The following is a 16,270-nucleotide window of genomic DNA, read 5'->3' as shown; positions in this document are numbered from 1 at the left end:
CCGTTTCACAGAGGAGGACCCCCATGCGGCGTACCATCACGGCCGGAGCGCTGACCTGTCTGGCGCTCGCGGCGCTGACGGCCTGCGGCGGAGGCGACGACAAGAAGGACTCCGCCCCGTCTGCGGCGCTCGACGGACGCGGCCCGATCACGTTCGTCACGGGCAAGGACCGCTCGGGCAACCTGCAGAAGCAGCTCGACGGCTGGAACTCCGGGCACCCCAAGGAGCAGGTCCGGCTCGTCGAGATCGCGGACGAGCCGAACGAGCAGCGCCAGCAGTTCATCCAGAACGCGCAGACCAAGTCCGACGCGTACGGCATCATCAACCTGGACGTCGTCTGGACCGCCGAGTTCGCCGCGAACCGCTGGCTGACGCCGCTGCCCAAGGACATCGACACCTCGAAGCTGCTGCCCGCGACGGTCGCGACCGGGAAGTACCGCGACACCCAGTACGCCGTGCCGGTCACCTCCGACGCCGGGATGCTCTACTTCCGCAAGGACCTGCTCGACAAGGCCGGCATCAGCGCGCCGCCGAAGACCTACGCCGAGATGTGGGCCGACTGCGACAAGGTGAAGGCGCTGCCCGAGGGCAAGGGCGTCGACTGCTTCTTCACCGAGGTCAACAAGACCGAGAGCCTGACGATCAGCGCGGTCGAGGCGATCGAGGCCCAGGGCGGCTCGATCATGGACGCGAGCGGCAAGCCGTCGCTGAACACGCCGCAGGCCAAGGCCGGCCTCCAGTGGCTGGTCGACACCCGCAAGAACCGCATGCCGAAGGAGGCCGTCACCCTCGACACCGAGGGCGGACGCCGCTACTTCCAGGGCGGCAAGCTGCTGTTCCAGCGGCAGTGGCCGTACCAGTACGCGATGGCCAACGCGACCGACGGCTCGTCCAAGGTCGCGGGCAAGTTCGGCGTCGCGCCGCTGCCCGGCCTGAACGGCCCGGGCGTCGCCAACCTCGGCGGGCACAACCTGGCGATCTCCGCTTTCGCCAAGAACAAGGCCACCGCGCTCGACTTCATCAAGTACCTCACCGGTGAGCCCGCGCAGCGCGCGAACCTGCTGGCCACCTCGATGGCCCCGACCAACGCGTCCCTGTACGACGACCCTGAGCTGGCCAAGAAGTACCCGTACCTGCCGACCCTGAAGCAGGCCATCACCACCGCCAAGCCGCGTCCGGTCGTGGTGAAGTACGGCGACGTCACGACCGCCATCCAGAGCTCGGTGTACGACGCGGTCAACGCCGGCAAGCCCGTCGACCAGGCGCTCACCGACCTGCAGGGCAAGCTGACCACGCTGACCGCGGGGCAGTGAGTCGCACCGTGAGCCGTGCTGTGAGCTCTGAGATCGGCGGAGTCTCCCAGCGCGCCACCGCCCGCTCCTCGCGCCCGCGCCACCACGGTGGCGCGCGGCGCGGGGAGCGGCGGATGGCCGCGCTGCTGCTCTCCCCCACCCTGCTCGTCCTGGGCCTGGTCGTCGGCTACCCGGTCCTCTCCGGGCTGCGCGAGTCGCTGTACACGCGCGGCAACGGACTGGACGCGAACGGCTTCGTCGTCGAGGGCAGCAAGTTCGTCGGGGTGGACAACTACACGTCCATCTTCGACGGCGACAGCGCCGACGCGTTCTGGAACGCCTTCTTCAACACCACGTTCTTCACCGTGACCACGGTCGTCCTGGAGACGCTGATCGGCGTCGGGATGGCACTGATCATGCATCAGGCGTTCCGCGGCCGGTCGGTCGTCCGCGCCAGCATCCTGGTCCCGTGGGCGATCCCCACCGCGATCTCCGGACTGCTGTGGCGGTGGATCTTCCAGGCGGACGGCGCGGCCAACGCCGTCATCGGCCACCAGGTGCTGTGGACGGCCGACGGGTTCAGCGCCAAGGTCGCGGTGATCATCGCCGAGGTCTGGAAGACGTCCCCGTTCATCGGCCTGCTCGTGCTCGCCGGGCTCCAGATGATCCCGCGCGAGGTGCACGAGGCCGCGAAGGTGGACGGCGCGAGCGTGTGGCAGCGGTTCGTCTACGTGACGCTGCCGCTGATCAAGCCCGCCCTCCTGGTCGCCGTCCTGTTCCGGATGCTGGACGTGCTGCGCATGTTCGACCTGCCGGCCGTCCTCGTCGGCGTCAACCAGAAGTCGGTGGAGACCCTGACCATGCTCGCCTGGACCGAGGCGACGAACCTGCGGTACGGATCCGCGGCGGCGTACTCGACGATCCTGTTCACCTACATCGTCCTGATCGCCTACCTGTTCGTGAAGCTCCTCGGCGCCGACATCATCGGCGAGGCCCGGCAGGTGCGGAAGGCGGCGAAGCGATGAAGCGCGCGCTCTCCTACCTGGGCCTGGCCGCCGTCGCGGTCTACTGCCTGGCGCCCTTCTACTGGATGCTCGTCTCGGCGTTCCGGCGCCCCCAGGACCAGTTCGACAACTCGGCGGTGCCGTCGCCGGTCTCGACCAAGAACTTCAGCGCGGTGTTCGGCGGGCACAACGACTTCGGCCGGGCGCTGGTGAACAGCGTCATCGTCGCCGGGACGACCACCGTGATCACGCTGATCGTCGGCGTGTTCACCGCGTACGCGCTGGCCAGGCTGGAGTTCCGGTTCAAGAACCTCGTCCTCGGCGTGATCATCGGAACGACGATGTTCCCGAGCGTGTCCCAGCTCGTCCCGCTGCTGAAGCTGTTCACCGACATCCACTGGATCAACACCTACCAGGCGATGATCGTGCCGAGCCTCGGCTTCGCGCTGCCGCTGTCGGTGTGGCTGCTCACCGCGTTCTTCCGCCAGCTGCCGTTCGAGCTGGAGCACGCCGCGATGGTGGACGGCTGCACCCGCGGCCAGGCGTTCCGGAAGATCATCGTCCCGCTGGCAGCGCCCGGCGTGTTCACCACCGCGATCCTGACCTTCATCGCGGCGTGGAACGAGTTCCTCATCGCGCTGTCGATGGTCAACCGCAAGGAGATGCAGACCGCGACGGTCGCGATCTCCAAGTTCAGCGGCGTGGCCGGCATGGACCAGCCGTTCGGCACGCAGATGGCGGCGGGCGTGGTCGTGACCGTCCCGCTCATCCTGGTCGTCCTCATCTTCCAGCGAAAGATCGTCGCGGGCCTCACCGCCGGCAGCGTCAAGTAGCACCCCACCAACGTTTTCGCTTCACGTGACCCGAAGGGACGACATGACCGACACGCCGACCACCGCCTGGTGGCGCGACGCGGTGATCTACCAGGTGTACGTGCGCAGCTTCGCGGACGCGAACGGCGACGGCATCGGCGACCTGGCGGGCATCCGCTCCCGGCTGCCGTACCTGGCCGACCTGGGCGTGGACGCGCTGTGGGTCACCCCGTTCTACGTCTCGCCCATGGCCGACTTCGGCTACGACGTCGCCGACTACCGCGACGTGGACCCGCTGTTCGGAACCCTGGACGACGCGCGCGCCCTCATCGCCGACGCGCACGCGCACGACCTGCGCATCATCGTCGACATCGTGCCGAACCACAGCTCCGACCTGCACCCGTGGTTCCAGGCCGCCCGCGCCGCCGCGCCCGGCTCGCCCGAGCGGGACCGCTACGTCATCCGCGACGGACGCGGCGCGGACGGCTCCGAGCCGCCGAACGACTGGGAGTCGGTGTTCGGCGGCCCGGCATGGACGCGACTGCCCGACGGGCAGTGGTACCTGCACCTGTTCGACCCCGGACAGCCCGACCTGAACTGGGAGAACCCGGCCGTCCGCGCCGAGTTCGAGGACATCCTGCGGTTCTGGCTGGACCTCGGCGTGGACGGCTTCCGGGTCGACGTCGCGCACGCCATGATCAAGGCCGAGGGCCTCCCCGACGTCGGCCACACGGGCCAGGCCGCGATGCTCGGCCACGCTCCCCTGCCCTACTTCGACCAGGACGGCGTCCACGAGATCCACCGCTCCTGGCGCAAGCTGCTCGACACCTACCCGGGCGACCGGATGGCCGTCGCCGAGGCGTGGGCCCCGGACATCTCCCGGCTCGCGAAGTACACCCGCCCGGACGAGCTGCACCAGGCGTTCAACTTCCACTACCTCGGCTCGCCCTTCGAGGCGGCGAAGCTGCGCGACGTCATCGACGAGACGCTGCGCGCGGCCGGGGACGCGCCCGCCACCTGGGTGCTGTCGAACCACGACGTCAAGCGGCACGTCACCCGGTTCGGCGACGGCGAGGCCGGCCTGCGCCGCGCCCGCGCCGCCGCGCTGCTCACGCTCGCGCTGCCCGGCTCCGCCTACGTCTACCAGGGCGAGGAGCTGGGCCTGCCCGAGGTCCTCGACCTGCCCGCGGAGTTCCGCAAGGACCCGCAGGCCGGACGCGGTGAGGAGGACGGCCGCGACGGCTGCCGCGTCCCGGTCCCGTGGAGCGGCGACGAGCCCCCGTTCGGGTTCACGGGCGGCCCGTCCACCTGGCTGCCGATGCCCCCGGCGTGGCGCACGCTGACCGTCGCCGCCGAGGAGGGCGACCCGGACTCGACGCTCTCCCTCTACAAGGCGGCCCTGCGCATCCGGCACGCCGAGCCGGCGCTCGGCGACGGCACGCTGACCTGGCTGGACGTCCCGGACGGCGCCCTCGCCTTCACCCGCACGGCGACCGACGGCTCGTCCGTGCACTGCGCGGTCAACACCGCCGCCGAGCCGGTCCGCATCCCCGCCGCCGGCGAGCCGCTGCTGTCCAGCGCCCCCGTCACCCGCGACGCCGACGGCTCCCTCCTCCTGCCCTCCGACACGGCGGTGTGGTGGAGGTAGGTTCGTGACCTTGACGCTCTCCCCCCGTTCGGGGGGAGGGTCTCAGGCGCGGCCGCACGTCCGGATGCGGGCGCGCGGCGGCATGGCCTCGGCGAGGCCACCGCGAGTGGAGCACAGTTCGTACAAGGGAAGAAGCGGTCGGCCACGATCACTTCGCGGCCGCACCAGCCCGCCCTGAAGGGCGGAGTATCCACGGGGGGATCCGATGACGACGCGGCTGGCCGATATCGCCGAGCACGCGGGGGTCAGCGAGGCGACGGTCAGCCGCGTCCTCAACGGGCGCCCCGGCGTTTCGGCGGCGACCCGGCAGGCGGTGCTCGCCGCGCTGGACGTGCTCGGGTACGAGCGTCCGCCGCGGCTGCGGCAGCAGCGGGCCGGGCTGATCGGGCTGATCATCCCGGAGCTGACCAACCCGATCTTCCCGGCGTTCGCCGAGGTGATCGAGAGCGCGCTCGCCCGGCACGGGTACATGGCGGTGCTCTGCTCGCAGACACCGGGCGGCGTGAACGAGGACGAGTACCTGGAGATGCTGCTCGAGCGCGGCGTCGCGGGCGTCATCTTCGTCAACGGCCTGCACGCCAACGCCAACACCGACCCGGCGCGGTACGCGCGGCTGACCGAGCGCGGCCTGCCGATCGTGCTGGTCAACGGATACCGTCCGGACATCGACGCGCCGTTCGTGTCCAACGACGACGTCGCGTCGCTGGAGGCGGCCGTCGCCTACCTCGGCTCGCTCGGGCACCGGCGGATCGGGCTCGCGATCGGGCAGGACGTGTACGTCCCGACCCGGCGCAAGACCGAGGGGTTCCTGCGCGGGCTGGAGACGCTGCTCGGGCCGGGCGCGGACACCGAGGGCCTGGTCGTGAACACGATGTACACCGTCGAGGGCGGGCACGCCGCCGCGCAGAAGCTGCTCGACCGCGGCTGCACGGCGATCTGCTGCGGCAACGACATCATGGCGCTCGGCGCGATCCGGGCCGCCCGCCAGCGCGGGCTGCGGGTGCCGGAGGACGTGTCGGTCATCGGCTTCGACGACTCGCCGCTCACCGCGTACCTGGACCCGCCGCTCACCACGATCCGGCAGTCGGTGCGGGAGATGGCGCTGGCCGCGGTGGGCACGGTGCTGGAGGAGGCCGGGGGCGGACGTCCGCCGCGCACCGAGCTCCTCTACCGTCCTGAGCTGGTCGTTCGCAGCTCGACGGCGCCGGCGCCGGCCCCCGCCGTTCCCGCTCCGCCGGATCCGGAGCACTTCGTCGGCTAGCCCCGCGAACGCCCCGGCCTCGAGAGGCCGGGGCGTTCGCGTTGGTAACGGTTGCGTTGCGGAGGATTGACAGTGAGCCGGGTCACGCTCTTTCCTTCGTGGGAGCGCTCCCACACTCCCACCCAGAACGAACGAGAGGGACCTGCGATGAGGGGTATCCGGCTGAGGGCCGTGGCCGTGCTGGCGGCGGCCGGCGTCCTCGCGGCGGCATGCGGAGGCGGAGGCGACTCCACGTCCGCCAAGAACTTCACGCTGACCGTCGACGTGTTCGGCGAGTTCGGCTACGAGACCCTCTACAAGGGGTTCGAGCAGGCGCATCCCGGCGTCACGGTCAAGCAGCGCAAGGTGTCCTCGCTGGACGACTACAAGCCGCGGCTCCAGCAGTGGATCGCGACCGGCAGCGGGGCGGGCGACGTGGTCGCGCTGGAGGAGGGCATCCTGCCCACCTACATGCAGCAGCGCGCCAAGTTCGTCAACCTCCTCGACTTCGGCGCGCGCTCGATGCAGGCCGACTTCCTGCCCTGGAAGTGGCAGAACGGGCTCAGCCCGGACGGCTCTCAGCTGGTCGGCCTCGGAACCGACGTCGGCCCGCTCGCCATGTGCTACCGCAAGGACCTGTTCAAGAAGGCGGGCCTGCCCACCGACCGCGACGAGGTCGGCAAGCTCTGGCCGACCTGGGACCAGTTCCTCGCCACCGGCCAGAAGTTCCAGGGCAAGGTCTCCGGCGCCAAGTGGCTGGACGGCCCGACCGCCGTCCTGCGCGCGACCGTCCTGCAGAGCGCGGGCAGCGGCCCCGGCTACAGCTTCTTCGACAAGGACGACAAGCTCGTCTTCGACTCGAACCCGGCCGTCAAGCAGGCGTTCGACACGACGCTGAAGTTCGAGCAGAACAAGATGACCGCGGACATGTCGATCTTCACGCCGCCGTGGCAGACGGCGCTGAAGCGCGACACGTTCGCGACCGTGCCCTGCCCGTCCTGGATGCTCGGCGGCATCAAGCAGTTCTCCGGCGACTTCGGCAAGGGCAAGTGGGACGTCGCGACCACGCCCGGCGGCGCGGGCTACTGGGGCGGGTCCTGGCTGGCCGTCCCGAAGCAGAGCAAGCACCAGAAGGAGGCCGCGGCGCTCGCCGAGTACCTGACGAGCGCGCAGAGCCAGGTCGGCGCGTTCAAGGACAAGGACACCTTCCCGTCCAACGTGAAGGCCGAGCAGGACCCGGCCGTCTCCGGCGCCTCGAACGACTACTTCAGCGGCGCGCCGACCGGGAAGATCTTCGGGCAGCTGGTCTCCTCGGTGAAGCCGGTCCACCTCGGCCCGAAGAACGAGGACGTCCGGCAGGCCGTGGAGAACGTCCTGATCGCGGTCGGCCAGGGCAAGGTCAAGCCCGAGGACGCCTGGGCGAAGGCCGTCGACGCGGCCAAGAAGGCCGCCCGGTGACCTGCGTGGACACGGACCGGCCGAGCGCAGCCCTCCCCCGGCCGAGCGCAGCCTTCCCTCGGCTGGCCGCAGCCCTCTCCCTGTCGACCGCCGCCTTCCCCTGGCGGAGGGCTTCCCGATGACCAGTGTGGGCACGCGTCCCGTCCGTCCGGCCTCCCGGGCGGACGGGGCGCCGCGGGCGGGCCGGTGGCGGGCGCGCCTCGCGCGGCTCGACGTCAAGGCGAGCCCGTACGCGTTCGTCGCGCCCTTCTTCCTCGTCTTCCTCGTCTTCGGCGGCTACCCGCTCGTCTACACGCTGTGGGTGTCGCTGCACGACTGGGGGCTGGCGTCCGGGACACGGAAGTGGGCGGGCTTCGGCAACTACACCTACCTGTTCGGCGACGAGCAGTTCTGGCACGCACTGGTGAACACGGTCGGGATCTTCGCGCTCTCGACCGTCCCGCAGCTGCTGCTGGCGCTGCTGCTCGCCAACGCGCTCAACCGGCGGATGCGGGCCGCGACGGTGTTCCGGATCGGGGTGGTCGCGCCGCTGATCACCTCGATGGCGGCGGTCGCGATCGTGTTCGGCCAGCTCTTCGACACCGACTACGGGTTCGTCAACTGGCTCCTGCACAGCCACGTCGACTGGCACACGAACCGCGCCTGGTCGTGGACGGCGATCTCGGTGATGGTCGACTGGCGCTGGACGGGCTACAACGCGCTGATCTTCCTGGCCGCGATGCAGGCGATCCCGAAGGACCTGTACGAGGCCGCCGCGATCGACGGCGCGTCCCGGACGCGGCAGTTCTGGCGGATCACCGTCCCGCTGCTGCGCCCGACGATCCTGTTCACGGTGATCATCTCGACCATCGGCGGGCTGCAGCTGTTCACCGAGCCGGTGCTGTTCGGGAGCGGGACGTCCAACAAGATGGACGGCGGCGCGACGCACCAGTTCCAGACGCTGACGATGTACATGTACGACAGCGCGTTCGGGCACGACCGGTACGGGTACGGCGCGGCGATCGCCTGGGCGCTGTTCCTGCTCATCATCGTGTTCTCGCTGCTGAACTTCCTGTTCGTCCGGCGTGCGGGAGGCACCAGATGACGATCCCCGCTCCCCTGTCCCGGCCCGCGCGGACGACCGCGCGGCGGCTGCACGGCCTCTGGGAGGCCAGCCCGCTGACGTACCTGACGCTCCTGGTGGCGGTGGTGCTGTCGGTGGCGCCGATCTACTGGATGTTCGTGGTCGCGACGCGGACCAACGACGTGGTCGCGAACGTCCCGCCGCCGGTGGTGCCGGGCGGCCACCTCGGCTCCAACCTGAACCGGCTGTTCGACAACCCGGACGCCTACTTCGCCAGGGGCCTGCTCAACTCGGCGATCGTGTCGTCCTGCGTGACGGTCTCGACGGTGTTCTTCGCCTCGCTGGCCGGGTTCGCGTTCGCCAAGCTGCGCTTCCGCGGCCGCAACGCGCTGCTGCTCATGATCGTGGCGACGATGATGATCCCGGTCCAGATGGGCATCATCCCGCTCTACATGATCATGGTGAGGCTGGGCTGGCAGAACCACCTCCAGGCGGTGGTCGTCCCGTTCCTGGTCACCGGGTTCGGGGTGTTCATGATGCGGCAGTACGCCGCCCAGGCCGTCCCGGACGAGCTGGTCGAGGCCGCCCGCGTGGACGGCTGCACCACGTTCGGCGTGTACTGGCGGGTCGTCCTGCCCGCGCTGCGCCCGGCCGCCGGCGTGCTCGGCCTGTTCACGTTCATGCAGACCTGGAACGACTTCATGTGGCCGCTGGCCGTGCTGAACCCGGAGAACCCGACCGTCCAGCTGTCCATCAACAACCTGGCGAACGCCCACTTCAACGACTACACGCTCATGTTCGCCGGCACGTCGGTCGCGGTGCTGCCGCTGCTGCTGGTCTTCGTGGCGTTCGGCCGCCAGATCATCGGAGGAATCATGGAAGGCGCGATCAAGGCATGAGCGGGCACGACATGACCGGGGGCGTCGCCTTCCCGGACGGGTTCCGGTGGGGCGCGGCGACGGCCGCCTACCAGGTGGAGGGCGCCACGGACGAGGACGGCCGGGTGCCGTCGGTCTGGGACACCTTCGTCCGGCGCCCCGGCGCGGTGCTGGGCGGCGACACCGGGGATGTGGCGGTCGACCACTACAACCGGTTCCGCGAGGACGTGGCGATCATGCGCGACCTGGGGCTGAAGGCGTACCGGTTCTCGGTGGCCTGGCCCCGCGCGGAGGCGCCCGGCGGCAAGGGCCTGGCGTTCTACGACCGGCTCGTGGACGCGCTGCTGGACGCCGGGATCGAGCCCTGGCCGACCCTCTACCACTGGGACCTGCCGCAGACGCTGGAGGACGCGGGCGGATGGCCCGTCCGCGACACCGCGTTCCGCTTCGCCGACTACGCGGCCCAGGCGCACCTCGTCCTCGGCGACCGGGTGAGGAACTGGCTGACGGTGAACGAGCCGTGGTGCGCGGCGTTCCTCGGGTACGCCTCTGGCGACCACGCGCCCGGACGCCGTGAACCGGCCGCCGCGCTGTCCGCCGCGCACCACCTGATGCTGGGGCACGGGCTGGCCGTCCAGGCGATGCGGGCGCAGCGGCCGGACAACAGGTTCGGCGCGGCCGTGAACCTGTACGCGATCTCGCCCGCGTCCGAGGCGGAGGCCGACGTGGACGCCGCGCGCCGCGTGGACGGCCTCCAGAACCGGTTCTTCCTGGATCCGCTGCTGCTCGGCCGCTACCCCGAGGACGTCCTGGCGGACGTGGAGCGGTTCGGGTTCGTGCCGCCGGACGCCGATCTCGCGGTCATCAACCAGCCGATCGAGCACCTCGGCGTCAACTACTACTCGCGGCACACCGTCAGCGGCGATCCGGACTCGGCGCCGCAGGCGGCGTCGTCGCCGTTCGCCGAGCACTCGCCGTGGGTCGGCAGCGGGCACGTGCGGTTCCCGTCCACCGGGCGGCCGGTGACCGGGATGGGCTGGGAGATCGACCCGTCCGGGCTGACGGAGGTGCTGGTCAGGCTGCACGAGGAGTACCCGGCGGTGGATCTCTGCGTCACCGAGAACGGCGCGGGCTACCAGGAGGAACCGGCCGGCGGAACGGTCCACGACGCCGAGCGGATCGCCTACCTGGACGGCCATCTGCGCGCCTGCCACGACGCGATCTCCGCGGGCGTCCCGCTTCGCGGCTACTTCACGTGGTCGCTGCTGGATAATTTCGAGTGGGCGTGGGGGTACTCACGGCGCTTCGGGCTGGTCCACGTCGACTACGCCACGTTGCGCCGCGCGCCCAAGGACAGCGCGCGCTGGTACGCGGAGGTGATCCGCCGGGGCGGGCTCGGGGACCGCGAGTAAACGGGGCGAAACGGGAGGGCGGGCGGGATGGCCGGACGGGGAACACGCCCCACCCTGGAGGAGGTCGCCGCCCTGGCCGGGGTCGGGCGCGGCACCGTCTCCCGGGTGATCAACGGCTCGCCGCGGGTCAGCCCGCGCGCCCGGGACGCGGTGCTCGCCGCGATCGACGAGCTCGGGTACGTGCCGAACCGGGCCGCCCGCGCCCTGGTCACCCGGCGCACCGAGACGGTCGCGCTGGTCGTCGCCGAGTCCGAGCTGCGGCTGTTCGACGAGCCGTTCTTCGCGGGCATGATCCGCGGCGTCAGCGCGGCGCTGAACGAGACCGGCCTGCAGCTGCTGCTCGCCCTCGCCCGCTCCCCCGCCGAGTACGAGCGGCTGGAGCAGTACCTGACCCCGCAGCACGTGGACGGCGTGCTGCTCACCTCCCTGCACGCCGAGGACCCGCTGCCCGGACGGCTGGAGGCGAGCGGCGTGCCGACCGTCCTCGGCGGCCGGCCGCCCGGCCTCGAGCCGGTGTCGTACGTGGACGTCGACAACCGCAGCGGCGCGCGGCAGGCGGTCGAGCACCTGGTCGGCCGGGGCCGCCGCCGCATCGCCACCATCGCCGGGCCGCAGGACATGGGCGTCGGCATCGACCGGCTGACGGGCTACCGCGCCGCGCTCGCCGAGGCCGGGCTGCCCGAGCTGGTCGTCCACGGCGACTTCAGCGAGGCCAGCGGGATCGCGGCGGCCGAGGAGCTGCTCGCGCTCGACCCGGGCCTGGACGCGATCTTCGCGGCGGACGACCCGATGGCGCTCGGCGCGATGCGGGTGCTGCGGCGGCACGGACGGGCCGTCCCGGCCGACGTCGCGGTCGTCGGCTTCGAGGACTCGCCGTCCGCGGCCCTCGCCGACCCGCCGCTCACCACCGTGCACCAGTCGGCCGAGGAGATGGGCCGCGAGATGACCCGGCTGCTGCTGACCCGGGTCAACGGCGAGCCGATGGACGAGCCGGTCGTCATCCTCCCCCCGCACCTGGTCGTCCGCGCGTCCAGCTGACCCGCTCCACCCGGCCGACCGGCCGGCTGACCCGCCTGGGCTGCCGACCCGCCCGGCCCCACCCGGTCCGGTCGTCCCCACCCGTACCACCCGGCCCACCCGGCCCACCCTGCCCGGCCGGGCTCCGGCGTCCCCCTCGCCACCTGCGCACACGCGCTCCGGGGCGCCGATATATCGGCCCCAACCCCTCAGATCCACAGGTCCACGAATTGCTCGACAATTCGCGGGGCAAACGTCGTCCCGCGCGATAAAACCCTCGCCCACCCACCTCTTCACCCGTGTCATTTACCGTTGTTAACCTGGCGCTCGGCCGGGGATGACCGGACCGAAAACCCCGCCAAAAACCCCTGCGGGAAACGACACCGGAGACCACGGGAGACGCGATGTGGAGCACCGGGCCGAAGCCGCCCAGCGACGTCAGCAAGCACAGGAACGTCCATACCGTCCGGCAGATCCAGCACCTTCTGGTGCTGTGCTCACTGCTCAAGCAGGACGGGCCACTGGCGAAGGCGCTGGCCGGCGCTCTGACGCTCGACCCCCTCCCGATGGCGGTGCGTGTGGAACCGGCGCCGAGCGTGCACCCGCAGGAGACCAAGGACTGGCTGGAGTCCTTCTGGGATCCGGCCGCACTGACCCCCGACGAAGTGGAGGTTGCCGCCTGGCAGAACAACATCACCGAGATGGTGACCGCCGTGGAGGAGATCCACGCCATCGAGAAGCTCATTGGAATTCGACTGGCCACCGAGATGAACGGCTAGCCGAAAATCTGCAGGCAAGAAACATCGACAAGGAGGATTCAATGCCCCCCACGTCCATTCTGCGGTACGCCGCCGCCGACGCCGACTTCCGCAGCGAACTGCTGGAGCGGCCGACCGACTTCGGTGTCACCGCTGTGCCCGAGGGCGTCGAGCAGCCGGACGCCGACGCGCTCGGGTACTGGACCGAGGGCGTCGCGGCCATGGACATCTACGCCTGCGCGTCGACGTGCAGTTCGGGTCCCTTCACGGTCGTCTGCGACGGCACCACCAAGGCCGGCTGACGGCGGGGCCGGCATGTCCATGGTGATGTGCCAGGCCCCGTCCATGCGGTCCGCGGTCTGACCGCCGGCCGAGTGTGCTGACGGTGGGCCGACCGAGGTCGGCCCACCGTCCCCCGTCCCCCGTCCCCCGTCCGCCCGCGCCCGTCCGCCTGCCCGTCCGTCCCCTCCCGAGGAGCACCCGTACGTGATGGAGCACCGCCTCGACCTCGCAGCCCGCGCAGCCAACCTGGCCGAACGGCGGCGGGTGGTGGACGCGCTCGGCCCGCCGCCGGACCCGCCCGCCCTCGGCGAGTTCGACACCTGGCTGGCCGATCGGCAGGCGCGCAAGCTGGCCGAGCGCGGAGCGCAGGCGAAGCGGCGCGACCTGCCCGGACGCGACGATCACGAACGCGACGACCTGGCCGCCCTCCTGACCGCCTACCGGCGGCACGAGCTGCTCCTCGCGTCCGCCGGCTCGCCCTTCGGCCGGTTGCTGGAGGAGCTGGCCGCCGAATGGCTGCCGACGTACCGGGCGGCGCTCGACGGCCCGCGCGACGACGCGGCGTCCGGCGACGGGCTCTGGTGGCGCGATCCCGAGGTGCTGTACGGCAGGCACGCCATCGTCTGCGCGCCCTTCCTCGCCGAGCTCGACCGCCGACTCAGCGCCGTCCTCGCTGAGAGCGGCGGCGCGCCGGTGTTCGACCGGCGGTTCGTGACCGGGTTCCAGGAGCGGCTGCTCGCCCGGTTCCGGCTGGCGGTGGCCTGGGCGGTGGAGACCGACGCGAAGGCGTACTGCGCGCAGCAGGGCATCGACCCGGAGGCCGCGTCCGCCGCCGACTTCACCGCGCACCTCGACTCGACGTTCTCCGGCCCCGAGGGGCATCACCGGTTCTTCCTGGACTTCCCCGTCCTCGGGCGCTGGCTCGCCCTGGTGACCGCGCTGCTCGCCGAACACGGCCGCGAGCTGGTGGAACGGCTGCGCGCGGACGCGGCGGACGTCGGTTCGGCGTTCTACGGCACGCCGGTCACGGCGGTGCGGGGCGCGGCCCTCGGCCTGGGCGACGACCACGCCGGCGCGCGCAGCGTGGTGATCCTCGACATCGAGACGGCGGACGGTCCGGAGAAGCTCGTCTACAAGCCGCGCAGCGTCCACGGCGAGGCCGCGCTCCAGGGCCTGCTGGACCGGCTGCGCACCGACGGCGCGCTCGACTTCGCCTCCCGGCCCGTCCTGCCGCGGGACGGCTACGGCTACGAGGCGTTCATCCCATCCGGCCGCAACCACGTCGCGGACCGGGCCGCCGCGGCCGCCGTCCATGCCGAGCTCGGCGGGTACTTGGCGCTGTTCTACGTGCTCGGCGGCGGTGACCTGCACTTCGAGAACATCCTGGTCGCGGGCGGGCACGCCTTCATCTGCGACGGCGAGACGATCCTCGGGGCCGTCCCCGGCGAGCGTCCGGACGGGGCGGGCACCGTCATGGACTCGGTGTTCCGGACGGGCCTGATCGAGTGGCCGTCCGGACGCGGCGCCGCCGAGGGCTCGATGCGGCTCTCCGGCTACGCGGGCGGCGGCGCGTACGAGATGCCGGTCGGCGTCCCGCAGCTGGACGACCGGGGCCCGTCGTTCGCCGCGTCCGTCCGGCACGTGTCCGGCCTGCTGGTCGACCCGGGCGCGAACAACCGGGTGTTCGTCGACGGCGAGATCACCCGGGCCGAGGACTTCGCCGAGGACGTCGGCGCCGGGTTCGACGCGGTCTACCAGTGGTTCGCCCGGGGCGGTGAGGACGCGGTCCGGGTCGTGCGGGAGCTGTTCGGCGGGGCGCGCGTCCGGTTCCTCAACTGGAGCACGCAGATCTACGCGCAGCTGCTGCTGGCCGCCCGGCATCCGCGGTGCCTGATGGACCCGATCGAGGTCGACCTGCTGATCGACACCGTCCGACACTTCCCGCGCGTCTGGGACCACGACCTGGCCTGCCCGGACCGCGAGGCCGAGTCCATGTGGCGGCTGGACGTCCCGCTGTTCGACACCGCCGCCGAGGCCGACCGGGTGACGCACGACCACGGCCCGGCCGTCCCGATCCGGCTGGCCGGGGCGCCGCTGGACATCGCGGCCGAGCGGATCACGGCGCTGACCGAGGAGAACCGCCGCAGGCAGCGCCAGTACATCTCCGCCGGGCTCTCCGGCGGCGACGTGAGCAGCGAGGACTTCGCCGCGACCTGCCTGGAGCAGGCCGAGGCCGTCGCGATGCGGCTGTGCTCGGAGGCGCGGGTCACCGGAGCGCCCTGGACGTCCTTCGTCGTCACGCGGGACGGCCACGAGGAGGTGGACATCGAGGCCGACCTCTACAACGGGTCGGCCGGCGTCGCCCTGTTCCTCGGCTACCTCAACGACCTGAGCCCGCGTCCGGAGTACGAGCGCACCGCGCGGCTCGCCCTCGCCCACGCGCTGGAGCACACCGACCCCGGACGGATCGGCACGTACCCCGGCATCGGCGGGCTGATCTACACGCTCGTCCACCTGCACCGGCTGTGGGACGAGCGGGAGCTGCTCGACCAGGCCGTGGCCCTCGCGGGCGACCTCGCCCCGAGCGTCGAGCGCGACGAGCGCCTGGACGTCTACTTCGGCGTCGCGGGCCTCATCCCCGTCCTGCTCGGGCTGGCCGACGCGACCGGCGGGCACGGCGCGGACCTCGCGGAGCGCTGCGCCGAGCACCTGCTGAAGACGGCGAACGCCGACGGCGACGCCCTGTCCTGGCCGGGCGACGACGGCGCGACGCTGGCCGACCTCACCGGCTTCGCGCACGGCGCGGGCGGCGTCGGCTGGGCGCTGGCGATGCTCGGCGCGCGCCTCGGCAAGGACTCCTACGTCGAGGCCGCCCACCGAGCCTTCGCCTACGAGGACCGGCACTTCGACGAGCTCGTCCAGGACTGGTACGACCTGCGGTCCACGCCCGGCGGCCCGATCTGGAACGACCGGCACTTCGCCAACGCGTGGTGCAACGGCGCGGCCGGGATCGGGCTGGCCCGCCTCGCGACCTGGGACCTCCTCGGCCGCGAGGACGAGGACGTGCTCCGCGGCGCCACCCGCGGGCTGGTCGCGACCGTCCGCAACTTCCCCCGGCTGATGAACGACTCGCTCTGCCACGGCAGGTCCGGGAACGCCGAACTGCTGCTGCGGCACGCCCTGCTGTGCGAGGAGCCCGCGTACCGGGTGGAGGCCAACCTGCACGCGCAGAACCAGTGGCGGAACCTCGCCGAGGCCCGGCCCGGTCCCGAGTCGGGGTTCTTCCCGGGACTCATGCTCGGCATGGCGGGCTTCGGCCAGCACTTCCTGCGGCTGGCCCGTCCCGACCACGTTCCGTCGGTGCTGCTGCTCGACCCGCCCACCCGCCCCTGAGGAGTGATGACGA

Annotated in this window: 13 protein-coding genes; all 13 read left to right on the top strand. The window is 71.6% G+C overall.

The window, feature by feature from the left end; genetic code table 11:
• The first annotated feature begins 23 nt into the window (after positions 1 to 23).
• Positions 24 to 1,313, top strand: coding sequence for an ABC transporter substrate-binding protein (locus AB0L06_RS23755; RefSeq protein ID WP_500233258.1), 1,290 nt, complete (start codon positions 24 to 26; stop codon positions 1,311 to 1,313).
• A gap of 20 nt (positions 1,314 to 1,333) precedes the next feature.
• Positions 1,334 to 2,317 carry a carbohydrate ABC transporter permease gene (locus AB0L06_RS23750; RefSeq protein ID WP_500233257.1) on the top strand — a complete coding sequence of 328 codons (984 nt, stop codon included), beginning with the start codon at positions 1,334 to 1,336 and terminating at the stop codon, positions 2,315 to 2,317.
• Positions 2,314 to 3,129 (top strand): carbohydrate ABC transporter permease, encoded by an 816-nt coding sequence (locus tag AB0L06_RS23745; RefSeq protein WP_500233256.1) that lies wholly within the window; start codon positions 2,314 to 2,316, stop codon positions 3,127 to 3,129. The genes AB0L06_RS23750 and AB0L06_RS23745 overlap by 4 nt, the downstream gene beginning before the upstream one ends.
• Before the next feature lie 43 nt (positions 3,130 to 3,172).
• On the top strand, positions 3,173 to 4,756 hold the full coding sequence (locus tag AB0L06_RS23740) for a glycoside hydrolase family 13 protein (RefSeq protein ID WP_500233255.1): 1,584 nt from the start codon (positions 3,173 to 3,175) through the stop codon (positions 4,754 to 4,756).
• Between the two features lie 205 nt (positions 4,757 to 4,961).
• Positions 4,962 to 6,017, top strand: a complete 1,056-nt coding sequence (locus AB0L06_RS23735) for a LacI family DNA-binding transcriptional regulator (RefSeq protein WP_500233254.1) — start codon at positions 4,962 to 4,964, stop codon at positions 6,015 to 6,017.
• Positions 6,018 to 6,164: 147 nt separating this feature from the next.
• Positions 6,165 to 7,454: an ABC transporter substrate-binding protein gene (locus AB0L06_RS23730; protein WP_500233253.1), complete on the top strand. Its 1,290-nt coding sequence runs from the start codon at positions 6,165 to 6,167 to the stop codon at positions 7,452 to 7,454.
• Between the two features lie 118 nt (positions 7,455 to 7,572).
• Complete coding sequence (locus AB0L06_RS23725; RefSeq protein ID WP_500233252.1) at positions 7,573 to 8,538, top strand: carbohydrate ABC transporter permease; 966 nt, start codon at positions 7,573 to 7,575, stop codon at positions 8,536 to 8,538.
• On the top strand, positions 8,535 to 9,416 hold the full coding sequence (locus AB0L06_RS23720) for a carbohydrate ABC transporter permease (protein WP_500233251.1): 882 nt from the start codon (positions 8,535 to 8,537) through the stop codon (positions 9,414 to 9,416). The genes AB0L06_RS23725 and AB0L06_RS23720 overlap by 4 nt, the downstream gene beginning before the upstream one ends.
• Before the next feature lie 11 nt (positions 9,417 to 9,427).
• Entirely contained in the window at positions 9,428 to 10,807 is a 1,380-nt protein-coding gene (locus AB0L06_RS23715; RefSeq protein WP_500233531.1) for a GH1 family beta-glucosidase, read from the top strand.
• Positions 10,808 to 10,834: 27 nt separating this feature from the next.
• Positions 10,835 to 11,845 (top strand): LacI family DNA-binding transcriptional regulator, encoded by a 1,011-nt coding sequence (locus tag AB0L06_RS23710; RefSeq protein WP_500233250.1) that lies wholly within the window; start codon positions 10,835 to 10,837, stop codon positions 11,843 to 11,845.
• A gap of 383 nt (positions 11,846 to 12,228) precedes the next feature.
• Positions 12,229 to 12,603, top strand: a complete 375-nt coding sequence (locus AB0L06_RS23705) for a DurN family substrate-assisted peptide maturase (protein ID WP_500233249.1) — start codon at positions 12,229 to 12,231, stop codon at positions 12,601 to 12,603.
• Between the two features lie 41 nt (positions 12,604 to 12,644).
• On the top strand, positions 12,645 to 12,884 hold the full coding sequence (locus AB0L06_RS23700) for a cinnamycin family lantibiotic (RefSeq protein ID WP_500233248.1): 240 nt from the start codon (positions 12,645 to 12,647) through the stop codon (positions 12,882 to 12,884).
• Between the two features lie 187 nt (positions 12,885 to 13,071).
• A complete protein-coding gene (locus AB0L06_RS23695; protein WP_500233530.1) occupies positions 13,072 to 16,257 on the top strand; it encodes a type 2 lanthipeptide synthetase LanM family protein in 3,186 nt (1,061 codons plus the stop codon).
• Positions 16,258 to 16,270 lie beyond the last annotated feature (13 nt).

The sequence above is a fragment of the Spirillospora sp. NPDC052269 genome (assembly GCF_040679435.1).
In the GTDB taxonomy this organism is placed as follows: domain Bacteria; phylum Actinomycetota; class Actinomycetes; order Streptosporangiales; family Streptosporangiaceae; genus Spirillospora.
The sequence above is the reverse complement of the archived record's forward strand: the minus strand, read 5'-3'. Positions and strand labels throughout refer to the sequence as shown.